12 protein-coding genes are annotated in these 17,603 nt (G+C 56.1%); 10 read left to right on the top strand and 2 right to left on the bottom strand.

The window, feature by feature from the left end:
• Positions 1-26 precede the first annotated feature (26 nt).
• Positions 27-1,313, bottom strand: coding sequence for a citrate synthase (locus FHW74_RS13440; RefSeq protein WP_183170914.1), 1,287 nt, complete (start codon positions 1,311-1,313; stop codon positions 27-29).
• A 639-nt stretch (positions 1,314-1,952) separates the two neighbouring features.
• Here FHW74_RS13440 and sdhC point away from each other — a divergent pair.
• The 8 genes from sdhC to sucD all read left to right on the top strand — a co-directional run bounded on the left by sdhC (position 1,953) and on the right by sucD (position 11,615).
• On the top strand, positions 1,953-2,357 hold the full coding sequence (gene sdhC, locus FHW74_RS13435; protein ID WP_183170913.1) for a succinate dehydrogenase cytochrome b556 subunit: 405 nt from the start codon (positions 1,953-1,955) through the stop codon (positions 2,355-2,357).
• Positions 2,351-2,698, top strand: coding sequence for a succinate dehydrogenase membrane anchor subunit (gene sdhD, locus FHW74_RS13430; protein ID WP_183170912.1), 348 nt, complete (start codon positions 2,351-2,353; stop codon positions 2,696-2,698). Before sdhC ends, sdhD begins: the two co-directional genes overlap by 7 nt.
• Positions 2,698-4,464, top strand: coding sequence for a succinate dehydrogenase flavoprotein subunit (gene sdhA / locus FHW74_RS13425; RefSeq protein ID WP_183170911.1), 1,767 nt, complete (start codon positions 2,698-2,700; stop codon positions 4,462-4,464). Before sdhD ends, sdhA begins: the two co-directional genes overlap by 1 nt.
• Before the next feature lie 16 nt (positions 4,465-4,480).
• Entirely contained in the window at positions 4,481-5,197 is a 717-nt protein-coding gene (locus FHW74_RS13420; protein WP_183170910.1) for a succinate dehydrogenase iron-sulfur subunit, read from the top strand.
• Positions 5,198-5,418: 221 nt separating this feature from the next.
• Positions 5,419-8,226: a 2-oxoglutarate dehydrogenase E1 component gene (gene sucA, locus FHW74_RS13415; protein WP_183170909.1), complete on the top strand. Its 2,808-nt coding sequence runs from the start codon at positions 5,419-5,421 to the stop codon at positions 8,224-8,226.
• Positions 8,227-8,240: 14 nt separating this feature from the next.
• Positions 8,241-9,473, top strand: a complete 1,233-nt coding sequence (odhB, locus tag FHW74_RS13410) for a 2-oxoglutarate dehydrogenase complex dihydrolipoyllysine-residue succinyltransferase (protein WP_183170908.1) — start codon at positions 8,241-8,243, stop codon at positions 9,471-9,473.
• 109 nt (positions 9,474-9,582) lie between these two features.
• Positions 9,583-10,749 (top strand): ADP-forming succinate--CoA ligase subunit beta, encoded by a 1,167-nt coding sequence (gene sucC, locus FHW74_RS13405; RefSeq protein ID WP_125294508.1) that lies wholly within the window; start codon positions 9,583-9,585, stop codon positions 10,747-10,749.
• Positions 10,749-11,615, top strand: coding sequence for a succinate--CoA ligase subunit alpha (gene sucD / locus FHW74_RS13400; RefSeq protein WP_002435969.1), 867 nt, complete (start codon positions 10,749-10,751; stop codon positions 11,613-11,615). Before sucC ends, sucD begins: the two co-directional genes overlap by 1 nt.
• Positions 11,616-11,702: 87 nt before the next feature.
• Here sucD and FHW74_RS13395 read toward each other — a convergent pair whose 3' ends face one another.
• Complete coding sequence (locus tag FHW74_RS13395) at positions 11,703-12,419, bottom strand: GntR family transcriptional regulator (RefSeq protein ID WP_183170907.1); 717 nt, start codon at positions 12,417-12,419, stop codon at positions 11,703-11,705.
• Positions 12,420-12,606: 187 nt separating this feature from the next.
• On the opposite strand from FHW74_RS13395, the gene mngA reads away from it, so the two are divergent.
• Positions 12,607-14,529: a PTS 2-O-a-mannosyl-D-glycerate transporter subunit IIABC gene (gene mngA / locus FHW74_RS13390; protein ID WP_183170906.1), complete on the top strand. Its 1,923-nt coding sequence runs from the start codon at positions 12,607-12,609 to the stop codon at positions 14,527-14,529.
• 12 nt (positions 14,530-14,541) lie between these two features.
• The gene (gene mngB, locus FHW74_RS13385) at positions 14,542-17,181 is read left to right on the top strand and encodes a mannosylglycerate hydrolase (protein WP_183170905.1); all 2,640 of its coding nucleotides are present in this window, start codon (positions 14,542-14,544) and stop codon (positions 17,179-17,181) included.
• Positions 17,182-17,603: the final 422 nt, after the last annotated feature.

The raw sequence follows: 17,603 nt of genomic DNA, 5'->3' as shown, positions 1-17,603 counted from the left end.
GGCGCGTTTTTTCACATCGGCAAGAATTAACGTTTTTCCAAATCGGATTTGAAATCGCGTTGGGTGTAGCCGGTATAAAGCTGACGCGGACGGGCAATTTTAATGCCGTCGTCATGCATCTCGTTCCAGTGCGCAATCCAACCCACGGTACGCGCCATCGCGAAGATCACGGTAAACATGGAGGACGGAATGCCCATAGCTTTCAGGATGATGCCGGAGTAGAAATCGACGTTCGGGTACAGCTTACGTTCGATGAAGTACGGGTCGTTGAGCGCGATATGCTCAAGCTCCATCGCCACTTCCAGCAGATCGTCTTTGGTGCCCAGCTCTTTCAGCACTTCGTGGCAGGTTTCACGCATCACGGTTGCGCGCGGGTCATAGTTCTTGTAGACACGGTGACCGAAGCCCATCAGACGGAACGAATCGTTTTTGTCTTTGGCGCGGCGGATGAATTCCGGGATGTGTTTCACGGAGCTGATCTCTTCCAGCATCTTCAGCGCAGCTTCGTTTGCGCCGCCGTGCGCCGGTCCCCACAGGGATGCGATACCCGCAGCGATACAGGCAAACGGGTTAGCGCCCGACGAGCCAGCGGTACGCACGGTTGAGGTCGACGCGTTCTGCTCGTGGTCGGCGTGCAGGATCAGGATACGGTCCATGGCGCGCTCAAGCACCGGGTTCACCTCGTAAGGCTCGCACGGCGTGGAGAACATCATGTTAAGGAAATTGCCGGCGTAGGAGAGGTCGTTGCGCGGGTAAACGAAAGGCTGGCCGATCGAATACTTGTAACACATCGCCGCCATGGTCGGCATTTTCGACAGCAGACGGAACGCCGCGATTTCGCGGTGACGCGGGTTATTCACGTCCAGAGAATCGTGGTAGAACGCCGCCAGCGCGCCGGTGATACCGCACATTACCGCCATCGGATGGGAATCGCGACGGAACGCATGGAACAGACGGGTGATCTGCTCATGGATCATGGTGTGGCGGGTCACGGTGGTTTTGAATTCCTGGTACTCTTGCTGGGTCGGTTTTTCGCCGTACAGTAGGATGTAGCAGACTTCAAGATAGGTGGAATCGGTGGCTAACTGGTCAATCGGGAAACCGCGATGCAGCAGGATACCTTCGTCACCATCAATAAAAGTGATTTTGGATTCGCAAGATGCGGTGGAGGTAAAACCCGGGTCGTACGTGAAAACACCTTTAGAACCAAGACTACGGATATCAATTACATCCTGACCGAGTGTGCCTTTTAGCACATCCAGTTCAATAGCAGCGTCACCGTTATAGGTGATGTTCGCTTTTTTGTCAGCCATTTACGGTCTCCTTAGCGCCTTATTGCTTAAGACCGCTACTCAACCTCATTACCTTCATCCCTGACCGTCATGTTGTCGGTTTGTTGTATGGCGCACAGCTCTGTTTCAGAGGGAGAAACCAGGGTACAGAGCGCTCAGCGGCTTGCAGACAACGGTTCAGTCCAGGGCGAATTTACAGTAAATCAGGAAGTTAGCGGTCAGTATTCATAAATTCTATATATCACTAATACCTGGCTAAATTACTCCGGTCAATACTGATCACTGTTACATAACTTATTCTCAGGTGAAAGTATGACCTCATAACTTTTGCGAATTATATGACTTCTTCGGTGATGGTTGTAACAATTTTGTTTAATATTTGTCAAATCAGATGATTAAAATTTAAAATAATGTTTGTATCGTGATCATGGTCACTGTTTCGACTAAAACCCGACAAACTGTATGTAGGTTAATTGTAATGATTTTGTGAACAACCTATACTGCCGCCAGGTCTCCGGAAACCCCTGCACCGAGAGCCACCCAGCGTAGTAACCCGTCGTTTTAAAACAGGAAGTTGATGTTTTTGCATGACGCAGAGTTATAGAAAGGCACGCTGTCTGACCCGCCTGCAGACCCGGAGGAAGGAATAATAAGAACAGCATGTGGGCGCTATTCATGATAAAAAACGCGAAAAAACAAAGACCTGTTAACCTGGATCTGCGAACGATCCGGTTTCCTGTTACCGCAATCGCTTCCATCCTCCATCGCGTATCCGGCGTGATCACATTCGTGGCTGTCGGCATTCTGCTCTGGTTGCTGGGCGTCTCGCTCTCCTCTGTGGAAGGCTTCCAGACGGCATCAGCCATCATGGATAGCTTTTTTGTTAAATTCATCATGTGGGGCATTCTCACCGCGCTGGCGTATCACGTCGTCGGCGGCATTCGCCACATGCTGATGGATGTCGGCTACCTGGAAGAGACATTCGAGACCGGTAAGCGTACCGCAAACATTTCTTTCATCATTACTGTCGTGCTTTCACTTCTCGCAGGAGTTCTCGTATGGTAAGCAACGCCTCCGCATTGGGACGCAATGGCGTACATGACTTCATTCTGGTTCGTGCGACTGCCATCGTCCTGACGCTGTATATCATCTACATGATCGGGTTCTTCGCCGTAACCGGCGACCTGACCTGGGAGATCTGGACCGGCTTTTTCTCTTCCGCTTTCACCAAAGTGTTCACCCTGCTGGCGCTGTTTTCAGTCTTGATCCATGCCTGGATTGGCATGTGGCAGGTGTTGACCGACTACGTTAAACCTCTGGCGCTGCGCATGCTGTTGCAGCTGGCGATTGTGGTCGCCTTGTTGGTTTACGTTATTTATGGATTCGTTGTGGTGTGGGGTGTCTAATGAATTTGCCAGTCAGAGAATTTGATGCAGTTGTGATTGGTGCTGGCGGCGCAGGTATGCGCGCGGCGCTGCAAATTTCCCAGAGCGGCCAGACCTGTGCGCTGCTCTCCAAAGTTTTCCCGACCCGATCGCACACCGTCTCCGCGCAGGGCGGCATTACCGTTGCGCTCGGCAACACCCATGAAGATAACTGGGAATGGCACATGTACGATACCGTCAAAGGTTCCGACTATATCGGCGACCAGGACGCGATCGAATATATGTGTAAGACTGGCCCGGAAGCGATTCTTGAGCTGGAGCATATGGGCCTGCCATTCTCCCGCCTGGACGATGGCCGTATTTATCAACGTCCGTTTGGCGGCCAGTCGAAAAACTTCGGCGGCGAGCAGGCGGCACGTACCGCAGCGGCGGCTGACCGTACCGGTCACGCGCTGTTGCACACCCTGTATCAGCAGAACCTGAAAAACCACACCACTATTTTCTCCGAATGGTATGCGCTGGACCTGGTGAAAAACCAGGATGGCGCGGTAGTGGGTTGTACCGCCCTGTGTATCGAAACCGGCGAAGTGGTTTACTTCAAAGCCCGCGCCACCGTGCTGGCGACCGGCGGCGCAGGTCGTATTTATCAGTCCACCACTAACGCTCACATCAATACCGGCGACGGCGTTGGCATGGCGTTGCGCGCAGGCGTGCCGGTGCAGGATATGGAAATGTGGCAGTTCCACCCGACCGGCATCGCGGGCGCGGGGGTTCTGGTGACCGAAGGCTGCCGTGGTGAAGGCGGCTACCTGCTGAACAAACATGGCGAACGCTTTATGGAGCGTTATGCGCCGAACGCCAAAGACCTGGCGGGCCGTGATGTGGTGGCGCGTTCCATCATGATTGAAATCCGTGAAGGCCGCGGCTGCGATGGTCCATGGGGCCCACACGCCAAACTGAAACTCGACCACCTGGGTAAAGAGGTACTGGAATCCCGTCTGCCGGGCATTCTGGAACTGTCGCGCACCTTTGCGCACGTCGACCCGGTTAAAGAGCCGATCCCGGTTATCCCGACCTGCCACTACATGATGGGCGGTATTCCGACCAAAGTGACCGGCCAGGCGCTGACCGTTAACGCGCAGGGCGAAGATGTGGTGATCCCGGGCCTGTTCGCGGTCGGCGAAATCGCCTGCGTATCGGTACACGGCGCTAACCGCCTGGGCGGCAACTCGTTGCTGGACCTGGTGGTGTTTGGCCGCGCGGCGGGCCTGCATTTGCAGGAATCCATCGCCGAGCAGGGCGCGCTGCGCGATGCCAGCGACTCTGACATCGACGCCTCCCTGACGCGTCTGAACCGCTGGAACAACAACCGCAGTGGTGAAGACCCGGTGGTGATCCGTAAAGCGCTTCAGGAGTGTATGCAGCATAACTTCTCGGTATTCCGCGAAGGGGATGCTATGGCGAAAGGCCTGGAGCAGTTGAAAGCGATCCGCGAACGTCTGCAAAACGCCCGTCTGGATGACACGTCCAGCGAATTCAACACCCAGCGCGTTGAGTGCCTGGAGCTGGATAACCTGATGGAAACCGCGTATGCGACAGCGGTATCTGCGAATTTCCGCACCGAGAGCCGTGGCGCGCACAGCCGTTTCGATTATCCAGAGCGTGATGATGAAAACTGGTTGTGCCACAGCTTGTACTTGCCAGAGACGGAATCCATGACGCGCCGTAGCGTCAATATGGAACCGAAACTGCGCCCGGCGTTCCCGCCGAAAGTGCGTTCCTACTAATCGCGGAGACAGGCAGATGAAACTTGAATTTTCCATTTACCGCTACAACCCGGATGTAGACGACGCGCCGCGTATGCAGGATTACACCCTGGAAGGGGAAGAAGGGCGCGACATGATGCTGCTGGATGCGCTTATCCAACTGAAAGAAAAAGATCCGACGCTTGCGTTCCGCCGCTCCTGCCGTGAAGGGGTATGCGGTTCTGATGGTCTGAACATGAACGGCAAAAACGGTCTGGCGTGCATCACGCCGATCTCCGCGCTGGGTAACGGAAAACAGAAGATTGTGATCCGTCCCCTGCCGGGTTTGCCGGTGGTGCGTGATTTGGTGGTAGACATGGGGCAATTCTATACTCAATATGAGAAGATTAAGCCTTACTTGTTGAATAATGGACAAAATCCACCCGCTCGCGAACATTTGCAGACGCCGGATCAGCGCGAAAAACTGGATGGACTCTACGAGTGTATTCTGTGCGCTTGTTGCTCCACGTCCTGCCCATCGTTCTGGTGGAACCCGGATAAGTTTATCGGCCCGGCAGGCCTGCTTGCCGCGTATCGCTTCCTGATTGACAGCCGCGATACCGAAACCGCTAACCGTCTGGATAATCTGAGCGATGCTTTCAGCGTATTCCGCTGCCACAGCATTATGAATTGCGTCAGTGTCTGCCCGAAAGGGCTGAACCCGACCAAAGCGATCGGTCATATCAAGACCATGCTGTTGCAACGCAGCGCGTAACAACACCCGCCCGGTAAGCGGTGTTTACCGGGCAAATTGGGCGGTTAGCGCTAAGCTTTCCGCCCGTGCAGGAAACCTTTAAAAACTGCCGCGTTGACAGTTTTTAAAGGTTCCTTACCGGGCCACCAAGAGCCCAAAAAGTGAACCCTGGTACTACGTACTCCCTAAGTACGTTGTAGTTATCCATGGCGAAATAAGCATAAGATGCTTAAGGGATCACGATGCAGAACGGCGCAATGAAAGCCTGGCTGGACTCTTCTTATCTCTCTGGTGCAAACCAAAGTTGGATAGAACAGCTCTATGAAGACTTCTTAACCGATCCTGATTCAGTGGACGCCCACTGGCGCTCCATGTTCCAGCAACTGCCTGGCACCGGGGCTAAACCGGATCAATTCCATTCCAAAACACGTGATTATTTCCGCCGTCTGGCGAAGGATGCCTCACGTTATACCTCCTCAGTCGCCGACCCTGACGCCGGCGCGAAACAGGTCAAAGTCCTGCAGCTGATTAACGCCTGGCGTTTCAGAGGCCATCAACACGCCAACCTCGATCCACTGGGATTGTGGCAGCAAGAACGTGTGGCGGACCTGGAGCCTGCTTTCCATAATCTGAGCGAAGCGGATTTACAGGAAACCTTTAACGTCGGCTCTTTTGCTGGCGGTAAAGAGACCATGAAGCTCGCCGATTTGATCGACGCCCTGAAACAGACCTACGGCGGCTCAATTGGCGCGGAGTATATGCATATTACGTCAACGGAAGAGAAGCGTTGGATCCAGCAGCGCATCGAATCCGTGATTGGCCACGCCAGCTTTAAAGCCGAAGAGAAGAAGCGCTTCCTGAGCGAACTGACCGCAGCCGAAGGCCTTGAGCGCTACCTGGGCGCGAAATTCCCGGGGGCGAAACGCTTCTCGCTGGAAGGCGGCGACGCGCTGATCCCGATGCTGAAAGAGATGATTCGCCACGCGGGCAACAGCGGCACGCGTGAAGTGGTGCTGGGTATGGCGCACCGCGGTCGTCTTAACGTGCTGGTTAACGTGCTGGGTAAAAAACCGCAGGACCTGTTTGATGAGTTCGCGGGCAAACACAAAGAACACCTCGGCACCGGCGACGTGAAGTACCACATGGGCTTCTCGTCGGATATCGAAACCGAAGGCGGCCTGGTACACCTGGCGCTGGCGTTTAACCCGTCGCACCTGGAAATCGTTAGCCCTGTTGTCATCGGTTCGGTACGCGCCCGTCTGGATCGTCTGGACGAGCCGAGCAGCAACAAAGTACTGCCGATCACCATTCACGGCGACGCCGCGGTGACCGGTCAGGGCGTGGTTCAGGAAACCCTGAACATGTCCAAAGCGCGCGGTTACGAAGTGGGCGGTACCGTTCGCATTGTGATCAACAACCAGGTGGGCTTTACCACGTCCAACCCGCTGGACGCGCGTTCTACCCCGTATTGCACCGACATCGGCAAGATGGTGCAGGCGCCGATTTTCCACGTTAACGCGGATGACCCGGAAGCCGTGGCTTTCGTTACCCGTCTGGCGCTGGATTTCCGTAATACCTTCAAACGCGATGTGTTTATCGACCTGGTGTGCTACCGCCGTCACGGCCATAACGAAGCCGACGAGCCGAGCGCAACCCAGCCGCTGATGTACCAGAAAATCAAAAAGCACCCGACGCCGCGCAAAATCTACGCTGACAAGCTGGAGCAGGAAAAAGTCGCGACGCTGGAAGATGCGACCGAGATGGTCAACCTTTATCGCGATGCGCTGGATGCCGGCGAGTGCGTGGTGAAAGAGTGGCGTCCGATGAACATGCATTCTTTTACCTGGTCGCCGTACCTGAACCATGAGTGGGATGAAGCGTACCCGAACAAAGTGGAAATGAAGCGTTTGCAGGAGCTGGCAAAACGCATCAGCACTGTGCCGGACACCATTGAAATGCAGTCACGCGTGGCGAAAATCTACAGCGACCGCCAGCTGATGGCTAACGGTGAAAAACCGTTCGACTGGGGCGGGGCGGAAACTCTGGCCTACGCGACCTTGGTTGACGAAGGCATTCCGATTCGCCTGTCCGGTGAAGACTCAGGTCGCGGCACCTTCTTCCACCGCCACGCGGTGATCCACAACCAGACCAACGGTTCCACCTGGACCCCGCTGTCGCACGTGCATAACGGCCAGGGCCCGTTCCGTGTCTGGGACTCGGTGCTTTCTGAAGAAGCGGTGCTGGCGTTTGAATACGGTTACGCTACCGCAGAACCGCGCACGCTGACCATCTGGGAAGCCCAGTTCGGCGACTTCGCCAACGGCGCGCAGGTGGTGATCGACCAGTTCATCTCCTCCGGCGAGCAAAAATGGGGCCGTATGTGCGGCCTGGTGATGCTGCTGCCGCACGGTTACGAAGGCCAGGGTCCGGAGCACTCCTCCGCGCGTCTGGAGCGTTATCTGCAATTGTGCGCTGAACAAAACATGCAGGTCTGCGTCCCGTCTACCCCGGCCCAGGTGTACCACATGCTGCGTCGCCAGGCGCTGCGCGGTATGCGCCGTCCGCTGGTGGTGATGTCGCCGAAATCCCTGCTGCGTCACCCGCTGGCGGTATCGTCGCTTGACGAACTGGCCAACGGCGCGTTCCAGCCGGCAATTGGCGAAATTGACGAGCTGGACCCGAAAGCAGTCAAACGCGTGGTGCTCTGTTCAGGTAAAGTCTATTACGACTTACTGGAACAGCGCCGTAAGAACGATCAGAAAGATGTCGCCATTGTGCGTATCGAACAGCTTTATCCTTTCCCGAGCCAGGCGGTTCAGGAAGTATTGAAGCCTTACGCGCATGTACATGATTTTGTCTGGTGTCAGGAAGAGCCATTAAACCAGGGCGCCTGGTATTGCAGCCAGCACCATTTCCGCGAAGTGATTCCGTTTGGTTCTGCACTGCGTTACGCAGGCCGCCCGGCCTCCGCCTCTCCGGCGGTAGGATATATGTCCGTTCACCAGAAGCAGCAGCAAGATCTGGTCAATGACGCGCTGAACGTCGATTAATTAAAGGATAAATAATGAGTAGCGTAGATATTCTTGTCCCTGACCTGCCTGAATCCGTTGCCGATGCAACTGTCGCCACCTGGCATAAAAAACCGGGTGATGCGGTAACCCGCGACGAGGTTCTGGTAGAAATCGAAACTGACAAAGTGGTTCTGGAAGTTCCGGCATCGGCGGACGGCATTCTGGACACAGTACTGGAAGAAGAGGGCACCACCGTGACCTCTCGCCAGATCCTGGGTCGCCTGCGTGAAGGTAACAGCGCAGGTAAAGAGAGCGGCGCGAAAGCAGAAGCGAAGGAATCGACACCGGCCCAGCGTCAGCAGGCCTCGCTCGAAGAACAAAATAACGATGCGCTCAGCCCGGCGATCCGTCGCCTGCTGGCCGAGCACTCGCTGGAAGCCAGCGACATCAAAGGCACCGGCGTCGGTGGCCGTCTGACCCGTGAAGACGTGGAAAAACACCTGGCGAAAGCCGGTAAAGCTGACGCGCCGAAAGCCGCTGAACCGGCTGCCAGCGCGCAGCAACAGCCTCAGCCGCAACTGGCTGGCCGCTCTGAAAAACGCGTGCCGATGACCCGCCTGCGTAAACGTGTGGCCGAGCGTCTGCTGGAAGCCAAAAACTCCACTGCCATGCTCACCACCTTTAACGAAGTGAACATGAAGCCGATCATGGATCTGCGTAAGCAGTACGGCGACGCGTTTGAAAAACGTCACGGCATCCGCCTGGGCTTCATGTCCTTCTACGTGAAAGCGGTAGTGGAAGCGCTGAAACGCTACCCGGAAGTGAACGCCTCTATCGACGGCGATGACGTGGTGTATCACAACTACTTTGACGTCAGCATGGCGGTTTCCACGCCGCGCGGCCTGGTGACCCCGGTACTGCGTGACGTGGACGCGCTGGGCATGGCGGACATCGAAAAACGCATCAAGGAACTGGCGGTGAAAGGGCGCGACGGCAAACTGACCGTGGAAGACCTGACCGGCGGTAACTTCACCATCACCAACGGTGGCGTGTTCGGTTCGCTGATGTCTACCCCGATCATCAACCCGCCGCAGAGCGCGATCCTTGGCATGCACGCCATTAAAGATCGCCCGATGGCGGTTGACGGTAAAGTTGAGATCCTGCCGATGATGTACCTGGCGCTCTCTTACGATCACCGCCTGATCGATGGCCGCGAGTCCGTGGGCTTCCTGGTGGCGATTAAAGAGCTGCTGGAAGATCCGACCCGTCTGCTGTTAGACGTGTAGAGCCAATGCATAAGGCCCGCTGGTGTTGCTGGCGGGCTGATAAACATCACCTGCCCTGTGGTTGAACGTAGATTCAGCGACAGGTTTACCTGAAGGATGGATAGAACACATGAACTTACACGAATATCAGGCGAAACAACTGTTTGCCAGATCTGGCTTACCGGCACCGGTGGGTTACGCCTGTAATACCCCGCGTGAAGCAGAAGAGGCAGCGTCCAAAATCGGCGCAGGCCCGTGGGTAGTGAAATGCCAGGTGCACGCTGGCGGCCGCGGTAAAGCGGGCGGCGTAAAAGTGGTAAACAGCAAAGAAGAAATTCGCGCGTTTGCCGAGCAGTGGCTGGGCAAACGCCTGGTGACCTACCAAACAGACGCTAACGGCCAGCCGGTTAACCAGATCCTGGTTGAAGCCGCGACCGATATCGATAAAGAGCTGTATCTGGGCGCGGTTGTTGACCGCAGCACCCGTCGCGTGGTGTTCATGGCTTCCACCGAAGGCGGCGTGGAAATCGAAACTGTAGCGGAGAAAACCCCGCACCTGATCCACAAAATGCCGCTCGATCCGCTGACCGGCCCGATGCCGTATCAGGGACGCGAACTGGCGTTCAAACTGGGTCTGGAAGGCAAACAAATTCAGCAGTTCACCAAGATCTTTATGGGCCTGGCGAACATTTTCCTTGAGCGCGACCTGGCGCTGATCGAAATCAACCCGCTGGTGATCACTAAGCAGGGCGATCTGGTGTGCCTCGACGGCAAACTGGGCGCGGACGGCAACGCGCTGTTCCGCCAGCCGGATCTGCGTGAAATGCGCGACCACAGCCAGGAAGACGCCCGCGAAGCGCACGCTGCGCAGTGGGAACTGAACTACGTGGCGCTGGATGGCAACATCGGTTGCATGGTTAACGGCGCAGGCCTGGCGATGGGCACCATGGACATCGTTAAATTGCACGGCGGCGAACCGGCGAACTTCCTCGACGTCGGCGGCGGCGCGACCAAAGAGCGCGTCACCGAAGCGTTCAAAATCATCCTGTCTGATGAGAAAGTGAAAGCCGTTCTGGTGAACATTTTCGGCGGTATCGTCCGTTGCGACCTTATCGCCGACGGTATTATCGGCGCGGTAGAAGAAGTGGGCGTCAATGTGCCGGTGGTGGTTCGTCTGGAAGGGAACAATGCCGAGCTGGGCGCACAGCGTCTGGCTGACAGCGGCCTGAATATTATTGCAGCGAAAAGTCTGACGGATGCAGCTCAGCAGGTTGTTGCCGCAGTGGAGGGGAAATAATGTCTGTTTTAATCGATAAAAACACCAAGGTGATCTGCCAGGGCTTTACCGGCAGCCAGGGGACTTTCCACTCCGAGCAGGCGATTGCTTACGGCACCCAGATGGTTGGCGGCGTGACCCCAGGTAAAGGCGGCACCACCCACCTCGGCCTGCCGGTGTTCAACACCGTGCGTGAAGCGGTCGAAGCCACGGGCGCAACCGCCTCTGTGATCTACGTTCCGGCGCCGTTCTGTAAAGATTCCATCCTGGAAGCGATTGATGCAGGCATCAAGCTGATTATCACCATCACCGAAGGCATCCCGACGCTGGATATGCTGACCGTGAAAGTGAAGCTGGATGAAGCGGGCGTGCGCATGATCGGGCCGAACTGTCCGGGCGTGATCACGCCGGGCGAATGCAAAATCGGCATCATGCCGGGCCACATTCACAAGCCGGGCAAAGTGGGCATCGTGTCCCGTTCCGGCACCCTGACCTATGAAGCGGTTAAACAGACCACCGATTACGGCTTCGGCCAGTCCACCTGTGTGGGCATCGGCGGCGACCCGATTCCAGGCTCTAACTTCATCGATATCCTGAAACTGTTCCAGGAAGATCCGCAGACCGAAGCGATTGTGATGATCGGCGAGATCGGCGGAAGCGCGGAAGAAGAAGCGGCTGCCTACATCAAAGATCACGTGACCAAACCGGTTGTCGGCTATATCGCAGGCGTCACTGCGCCGAAAGGCAAGCGTATGGGCCACGCGGGCGCGATCATTGCCGGTGGGAAAGGTACAGCGGATGAGAAGTTCGCTGCGCTGGAAGCCGCGGGCGTGAAAACCGTGCGCAGCCTGGCTGACATCGGCGACGCGCTGAAGTCGATTCTGTAAAGCACCCTCATTTCCCCGTTTCGGCGGGGAAATTTGTAGAATAATAAGTACTTTTCGACATGGTTGGCCACCCTGGGGTGGCCTTTTTTAATGGCGTCGCCGGGCGACCAGAGTGAATTTATAGTCGTCGCTCTTAAAGATATTCCGGCTGTATTCAAACACCTTGCCGTCTTTTAAAAAACCGCGCGAGATTTTCTCCAGCGTCGGACGCGCCGGATCGAGATTCAGGGCTTTCGCCACTTCCGGCGTCGGCATCACCGCCAGGATCTCCTGTTCGCTGCGGTCGATCACGCGCTTTTTCACCGCTTCGATATAGTGATATTTCGATTTCTCCATCACTTCCCAGGTGAGATCCGGGAATAGCGCCAGCGGCATCCAGGTCTCCTCCAGCGTGACCGCTTTTTGCTTAATAAACCGCAGCCGCTTAACGTGCCACACCTTGTCGCTTTCGGTCAGATTCAACTGCCCGGCGAGGTGCGGGTCCGGGTTAATCACTTCGAAGGTTAATACCTCGCTGTGGGTTTCAACGTTCCGGTCGGCCAGTTTCTCGTAAAAGCTGGTGAGCTGGTAAATATCGTAATTGACCCGCTCCTCCTTCACATAGGTCCCGCTGCCCTGGATGCTCTCAACCACATTCTGCTCGGTAAGCTGTTTCAGCGCCTGGCGCACCGTCACCCGGCTGACGCCAAACTGCGCCTGCAATGCCGATTCGGTGGGCAGCGCGTCGCCAGGCTTTAACAGCCCCTGTTCGATCTGCTGACCAATCGCATCCGCGATCTGGCGATACTTCGGCTTCTGCGCCATTCCAACCCCCGTTTAATACTATTCCCACACGATTTAACGATTCTGGCAGAATGCGGGGGATAGTAAACAATACAAATACAATACAAATATTGCTAAAATTGAAAGTGATCACATAAAGGTATTATTAATTCTGTCAGGATAGACCCATGCGGCAACTGACGCCGCGAGTCAATCTGAGCGAGGACGTATGGACCTGACCGCGTTAACCCATCCTGACTGCGTTTTACTCCGCCAAACCTTTGCCGATCGCGACCAGGCGTTACGGAAGCTGGCAGAGAGCCTGATGCAGCAGGGAAAATTGCAGGATGTGGATCTGTTTTTGGCTGATGTGCTGGCGCGTGAGGCGCAGGGCCCAACGGCGTTAGGTGAAGGACTGGCGGTGCCGCACGGTAAATCGGCGGCGGTCGCCTCAGCCAGCTTCGCGCTGGCGACGCTGGCGCAGCCGCTGGCCTGGCAGGGGGTTGACGGCGATGAGCAGGTGAACCTGATTATCCTGCTGGCCATTCCGCCTCAGGAGGCGGGGTCGACGCATATTCAACTGCTGACCGAACTCACCTCGCGGCTGGTGGATGACGCGGTGCGCGAGCAATTGCTGGCGGCAACCTGCCCGGAGCAGGTGTTTGCGCTACTGAATGCCCAGCCAGAACAGCCACCCGCTGCGCCGCAGCCGGCGCAACAGAAGCCGACCATCGTCTGCGTTACCGCCTGCCCGGCGGGCATCGCCCATACCTTTATGGCGGCGGAGTATCTGGAAAAAGCCGGACGCCAGATGGGCATCAACGTCCATGTGGAAACCCAGGGGGCAAATGGCATTGAGGGGCGGTTGACGCCGGAACAGCTGCGTGATGCCCGCGCCTGCATTTTTGCCGCCGAAGTGGCGGTTAAAGAAGCCGAACGCTTTGCGCATCTGCCGTGTTTATCCGTGCCGGTCGCCGAGCCAATCCGCCGTGCGCCGGAACTGCTCCAGCAGGCGCTGGCGCTGGAGCCGGTTTCAACGAAACAACGCCCCGCATCCACAGAACCCGCCGCGCGCGGCGTGAAAGCGGAGCTTAAGCAGGCGCTGCTGAGCGGTATTTCTTATGCCGTACCCTTGATTGTGGCGGGCGGGACGGTGCTGGCGGTGGCGGTGCTGCTGGCGCAGATCTTCGGTTTACAACATCTGTTTGATTTAGAGAACTCGTGGCTGTGGATGTACCGCAAGCTGGGCGGTGGGATGCTCGGCACGCTGATGGTGCCGGTACTGGCGGCATACACTGCGTATTCCCTGGCGGATAAACCGGCGTTAGCGCCCGGCTTTGCAGCAGGGCTGGCTGCCAACATGATCGGCGCGGGTTTCCTCGGCGGCGTGGCAGGGGGGCTGATCGCCGGTTACCTGATGCGCTGGGTGAAGCGCCATATCCGCCTCTCCAGCCAGTTCAACGGCTTCCTGACTTTTTACCTTTATCCGGTGATTGGCACGTTAGTGGCGGGCAGCCTGATGCTGTTTGTGATCGGCGGGCCAGTGGCCTGGCTAAATAACGGGCTGACCCAGTGGCTTAACGGGCTGTCAGGCACCAACGCGCTACTGCTCGGGGCGATTATCGGTTTTATGTGCTCCTTTGACCTGGGCGGACCGGTGAACAAAGCCTCCTACGCGTTCTGCCTGGGTGCGATGGCGAATGGCGTGTTTGGTCCCTACGCCATTTTCGCATCGGTAAAAATGGTGTCGGCCTTCACGGTGACCGCCTCAACGCTGATCGCGCCGCGTCTGTTTAAGCAATTTGAAATTGAAACCGGGAAATCCACCTGGCTGCTGGGGCTGGCGGGGATCACCGAAGGGGCGATCCCGATGGCGATTGAAGATCCGTTACGGGTCATTGGTTCCTTCGTGCTGGGGTCGATGGCGACCGGTGCCATTGTGGGGGCAATGCATATCGGTTTGTCGACCCCAGGCGCGGGGATTTTCTCGCTGTTTTTACTGCACGACGGCGGATTTGGCGGCGTGGTCGCGGCAGCGGGCTGGTTTGGCGCGGCGCTGGTCGGCACGGCAATTTCTACCACCATTTTATTGCTCTGGCGTCGTCATGCGGTGAAGCATGGCAAGTATGACGTCTGTGCTGAGACTGAATAAAAGGAAACCCCGATGAAAGCGGTATCGCGTGTTCACATTACTCCCCATATGCACTGGGATCGCGAGTGGTATTTTACCACCGAAGAGTCGCGTATTTTGCTGGTCAACAATATGGAGGAGATCCTCGCCCGGCTGGAGCAGGACCCGGAGTATCCGTTCTACGTGCTCGACGGCCAGACGGCGATCCTCGAAGACTATTTCGCCGTGAAGCCGGAAAACCGCCAGCGGGTCAAAGCGCTGGTCGCGGCGGGAAGGTTAATTATCGGCCCCTGGTATACCCAGACCGACACCACCATCGTAGCGGGGGAGTCGATTGTCCGTAACCTGATGTATGGCCTGCGTGATTGTCGGGAATTTGGCGAGCCGATGATGATTGGTTACCTGCCGGATTCGTTTGGCATGTCGGGCCAGCTACCGCATATCTTTAACGGCTTTGGCATTACCCGCGCCATGTTCTGGCGCGGCTGCTCGGAGCGCCACGGCAGTGATAAAACCGAGTTTTTATGGCAAAGCGGGGAGGGCAGCGAAGTGGTGGCCCAGGTGCTGCCGCTGGGTTACGCCATCGGCAAATATCTGCCTGATGACGAAGCGGGTTTACGTAAACGGCTCGACAACTATTTTGAGGTGCTGGAAAAGGCCTCGCTGACCAAAGAAATCCTGCTGCCGAACGGCCACGACCAGATGCCGCTCCAGCAAAATATTTTTAATGTGATCGCGAAACTGCGCGAGATTTACCCGCAACGCGAATTTGTGATGAGCCGTTTTGAAACGGTGTTTGAGCAGATTGAACAGCAGCGTGAACGGCTCGATACGCTCAAGGGCGAGTTTATCGACGGCAAATATATGCGCGTGCACCGCACCATTGGCTCAACGCGGATGGATATTAAAATTGCCCATGCGCGCATTGAGAACAAAATCGTCAATCTGCTGGAGCCGCTGAAAGCTATCGCCTGGAGCCTGGGTTTTGATTACCACCATGGCCTGCTGGAGAAAATGTGGAAGGAGATCTTAAAAAATCACGCCCATGACAGTATCGGCTGCTGCTGTAGCGATAACGTGCACCGGGAGATCATGGCGCGTTTTGCGCTGGCCGAAGATATGGCGGATAACCTGCTGCGTTTTACCCAGCGCAAAATTGTCGATGCCATGCCAGAAGGGCAGGGCGACAAGCTCACGTTGTTTAACCTGATGCCGTATCCGCGCCAGGAAGTGATTAATACCACGCTGCGAATTCGTGCCGCACAGTTTGCGCTGCGGGACAGCGCGGGCAACCCGGTGGAGTATTTCATCCGTGATGCCCGGGAAATCGACCCGGGGCTGGTGGACCGGCAAATTGTCCATTACGGCAATTACGAGCCGTTTATGGAGTACGACATCCAGTTGTGCCAGGTATTGCCGGCCATGGGCTATCTGACACTGGATGTCATCCCAGAGAAAGGGCAGCAAAAAGCGTTGCCGGCCTGTACCGATGCCTTGCTGGAAAATGGCTTCTGGCGCATCGATATCAATCCTGACGGCACCTTGAAAATGCGGGATAAGCAAACCGGTCTGGTTTATGACCGGGTGCTGACGCTGGAGGACGGTTCCGATGATGGCGATGAATACGACTATTCCCCGGCGCGTGAGGAGTGGATTGTCTGCTCATCTGAGGGTGAACATCAGGTTGAGGTGATCCACGAGGCCTGGCAGAGCACGGCGGTGCTGCGTTTAACGATGGCAGTGCCCCAGGATCTGGCCGAGCGTGCGCGCCGTGAAGCCACCGGGCGCATCGACGCGGAGTGCCGCATTACCCTGGCGCACCATCAGCGGCGGGTGGATGTGGAAATGATCATTGATAATCAGGCCGACGACCACCGCCTGCGGGTACTGATCCCGACGCCGTTTCACTGCGAAAACGTACTGTGCGACACCCAGTTCGGCGCGATCCAGCGGCCCGTTGAGGATAGCGCGATGGCAACCTGGCAGCAGGAAGGCTGGAAAGAAGCGCCGGTGCCGGTGTGGAATTTCCTTAATTACTGCGCGCTGGAATCACAACGCCAGGGGATGGCGCTGTTTAGCGAAGGGCTGCGGGAAGTGGAAATCATCGGCGAGCGGCAAAAGACCTTTGCGTTGACGCTGTTGCGCGCGGTCGGGCTGCTGGGTAAAGAGGATTTATTGCTGCGTCCTGGGCGGCCTTCCGGCATTAAGCTGCCGGTTCCTGACTCGCAAATGCGTGGCAAACTGCATTGCCGCTTTAGCCTGTTCAGCTATACCGGGACGGCGGCCGGAGCAGGCGTTGCGCAGCAGGCCCGCGCCTGGCTAACGCCGGTGCAGTGCTATAACAAAATCCCGTGGAACGCGATGAAGCTAAACAGCGTGCCGTTCACCACGCCACGGCATTATTCGCTGATGACCATGTCGCCGGTCGAGTGCCAGTTGAGTGTACTGAAAAAAGCGGAAGATGATGAGGCGCTGATCGTGCGCGTTTACAACCCATCCCACGATGAAACCTGTGAAGGGCGGCTCGCGTTTACGGTACCCGTTGCGCAATGGCAGGAAACGGACATGCAGGAAACGGTGTACCCGCATCGTCAGTGTCAATCTGCCACAACCGGGGAGTTAAAACCTGGTCAGTCGCGAACGTTTAAAATGACAATAACCGCGCAGTCCTGAATAAATCACGACGCCTGAAGGGAAACCAACAGGCGTCAATTTTTTATATAAAAGTTAATTGTTAATTAAATGATAATAAAGTGAACCTGTTGTTATGAATAACCAATAAAAACGGCGTTTAAATAAAATTTCGTGATGTATTTAACACTCTTTCTATTTCCCTCTATTTAATTTTACCTGTTCGGGTCCCTACCGCCTCTTTCCTGCCAATTATTGCTGGCAATTAACTCACCTGCCAGGGGTGCCACAAATAATTAACAATATGATCACCAAGGTTTCTCGTGTGAAACATAATTAACATGAATGTCATAAATTGAGTGAGATCAATGCTTAACGCGCGGTCATATCACGATAATTTTGTAAATTTGCGCCAAATCAATCTAGCGCTTCTAACTCATTTTCGCTATAAATTGATCACCGTC

The sequence above is a fragment of the Atlantibacter sp. RC6 genome (assembly GCF_014193285.1).
In the GTDB taxonomy this organism is placed as follows: domain Bacteria; phylum Pseudomonadota; class Gammaproteobacteria; order Enterobacterales; family Enterobacteriaceae; genus Atlantibacter.
The sequence above is the reverse complement of the archived record's forward strand: the minus strand, read 5'-3'. Positions and strand labels throughout refer to the sequence as shown.

Bases quoted from the DNA above. Each gene is read 5' to 3' on its own strand.
- sdhD (WP_183170912.1), top strand. From the start codon at position 2,351: ATGGTAAGCAACGCCTCCGCATTGGGACGCAATGGCGTACATGACTTC.
- FHW74_RS13420 (WP_183170910.1), top strand. From the start codon at position 4,481: ATGAAACTTGAATTTTCCATTTACCGCTACAACCCGGATGTAGACGAC.
- FHW74_RS13440 (WP_183170914.1), bottom strand. From the start codon at position 1,313: ATGGCTGACAAAAAAGCGAACATCACCTATAACGGTGACGCTGCTATT.
- sucA (WP_183170909.1), top strand. From the start codon at position 5,419: ATGCAGAACGGCGCAATGAAAGCCTGGCTGGACTCTTCTTATCTCTCT.
- sucC (WP_125294508.1), top strand. From the start codon at position 9,583: ATGAACTTACACGAATATCAGGCGAAACAACTGTTTGCCAGATCTGGC.
- sucD (WP_002435969.1), top strand. From the start codon at position 10,749: ATGTCTGTTTTAATCGATAAAAACACCAAGGTGATCTGCCAGGGCTTT.
- sdhC (WP_183170913.1), top strand. From the start codon at position 1,953: ATGTGGGCGCTATTCATGATAAAAAACGCGAAAAAACAAAGACCTGTT.
- sdhA (WP_183170911.1), top strand. From the start codon at position 2,698: ATGAATTTGCCAGTCAGAGAATTTGATGCAGTTGTGATTGGTGCTGGC.
- odhB (WP_183170908.1), top strand. From the start codon at position 8,241: ATGAGTAGCGTAGATATTCTTGTCCCTGACCTGCCTGAATCCGTTGCC.
- mngA (WP_183170906.1), top strand. From the start codon at position 12,607: ATGGACCTGACCGCGTTAACCCATCCTGACTGCGTTTTACTCCGCCAA.
- mngB (WP_183170905.1), top strand. From the start codon at position 14,542: ATGAAAGCGGTATCGCGTGTTCACATTACTCCCCATATGCACTGGGAT.
- FHW74_RS13395 (WP_183170907.1), bottom strand. From the start codon at position 12,419: ATGGCGCAGAAGCCGAAGTATCGCCAGATCGCGGATGCGATTGGTCAG.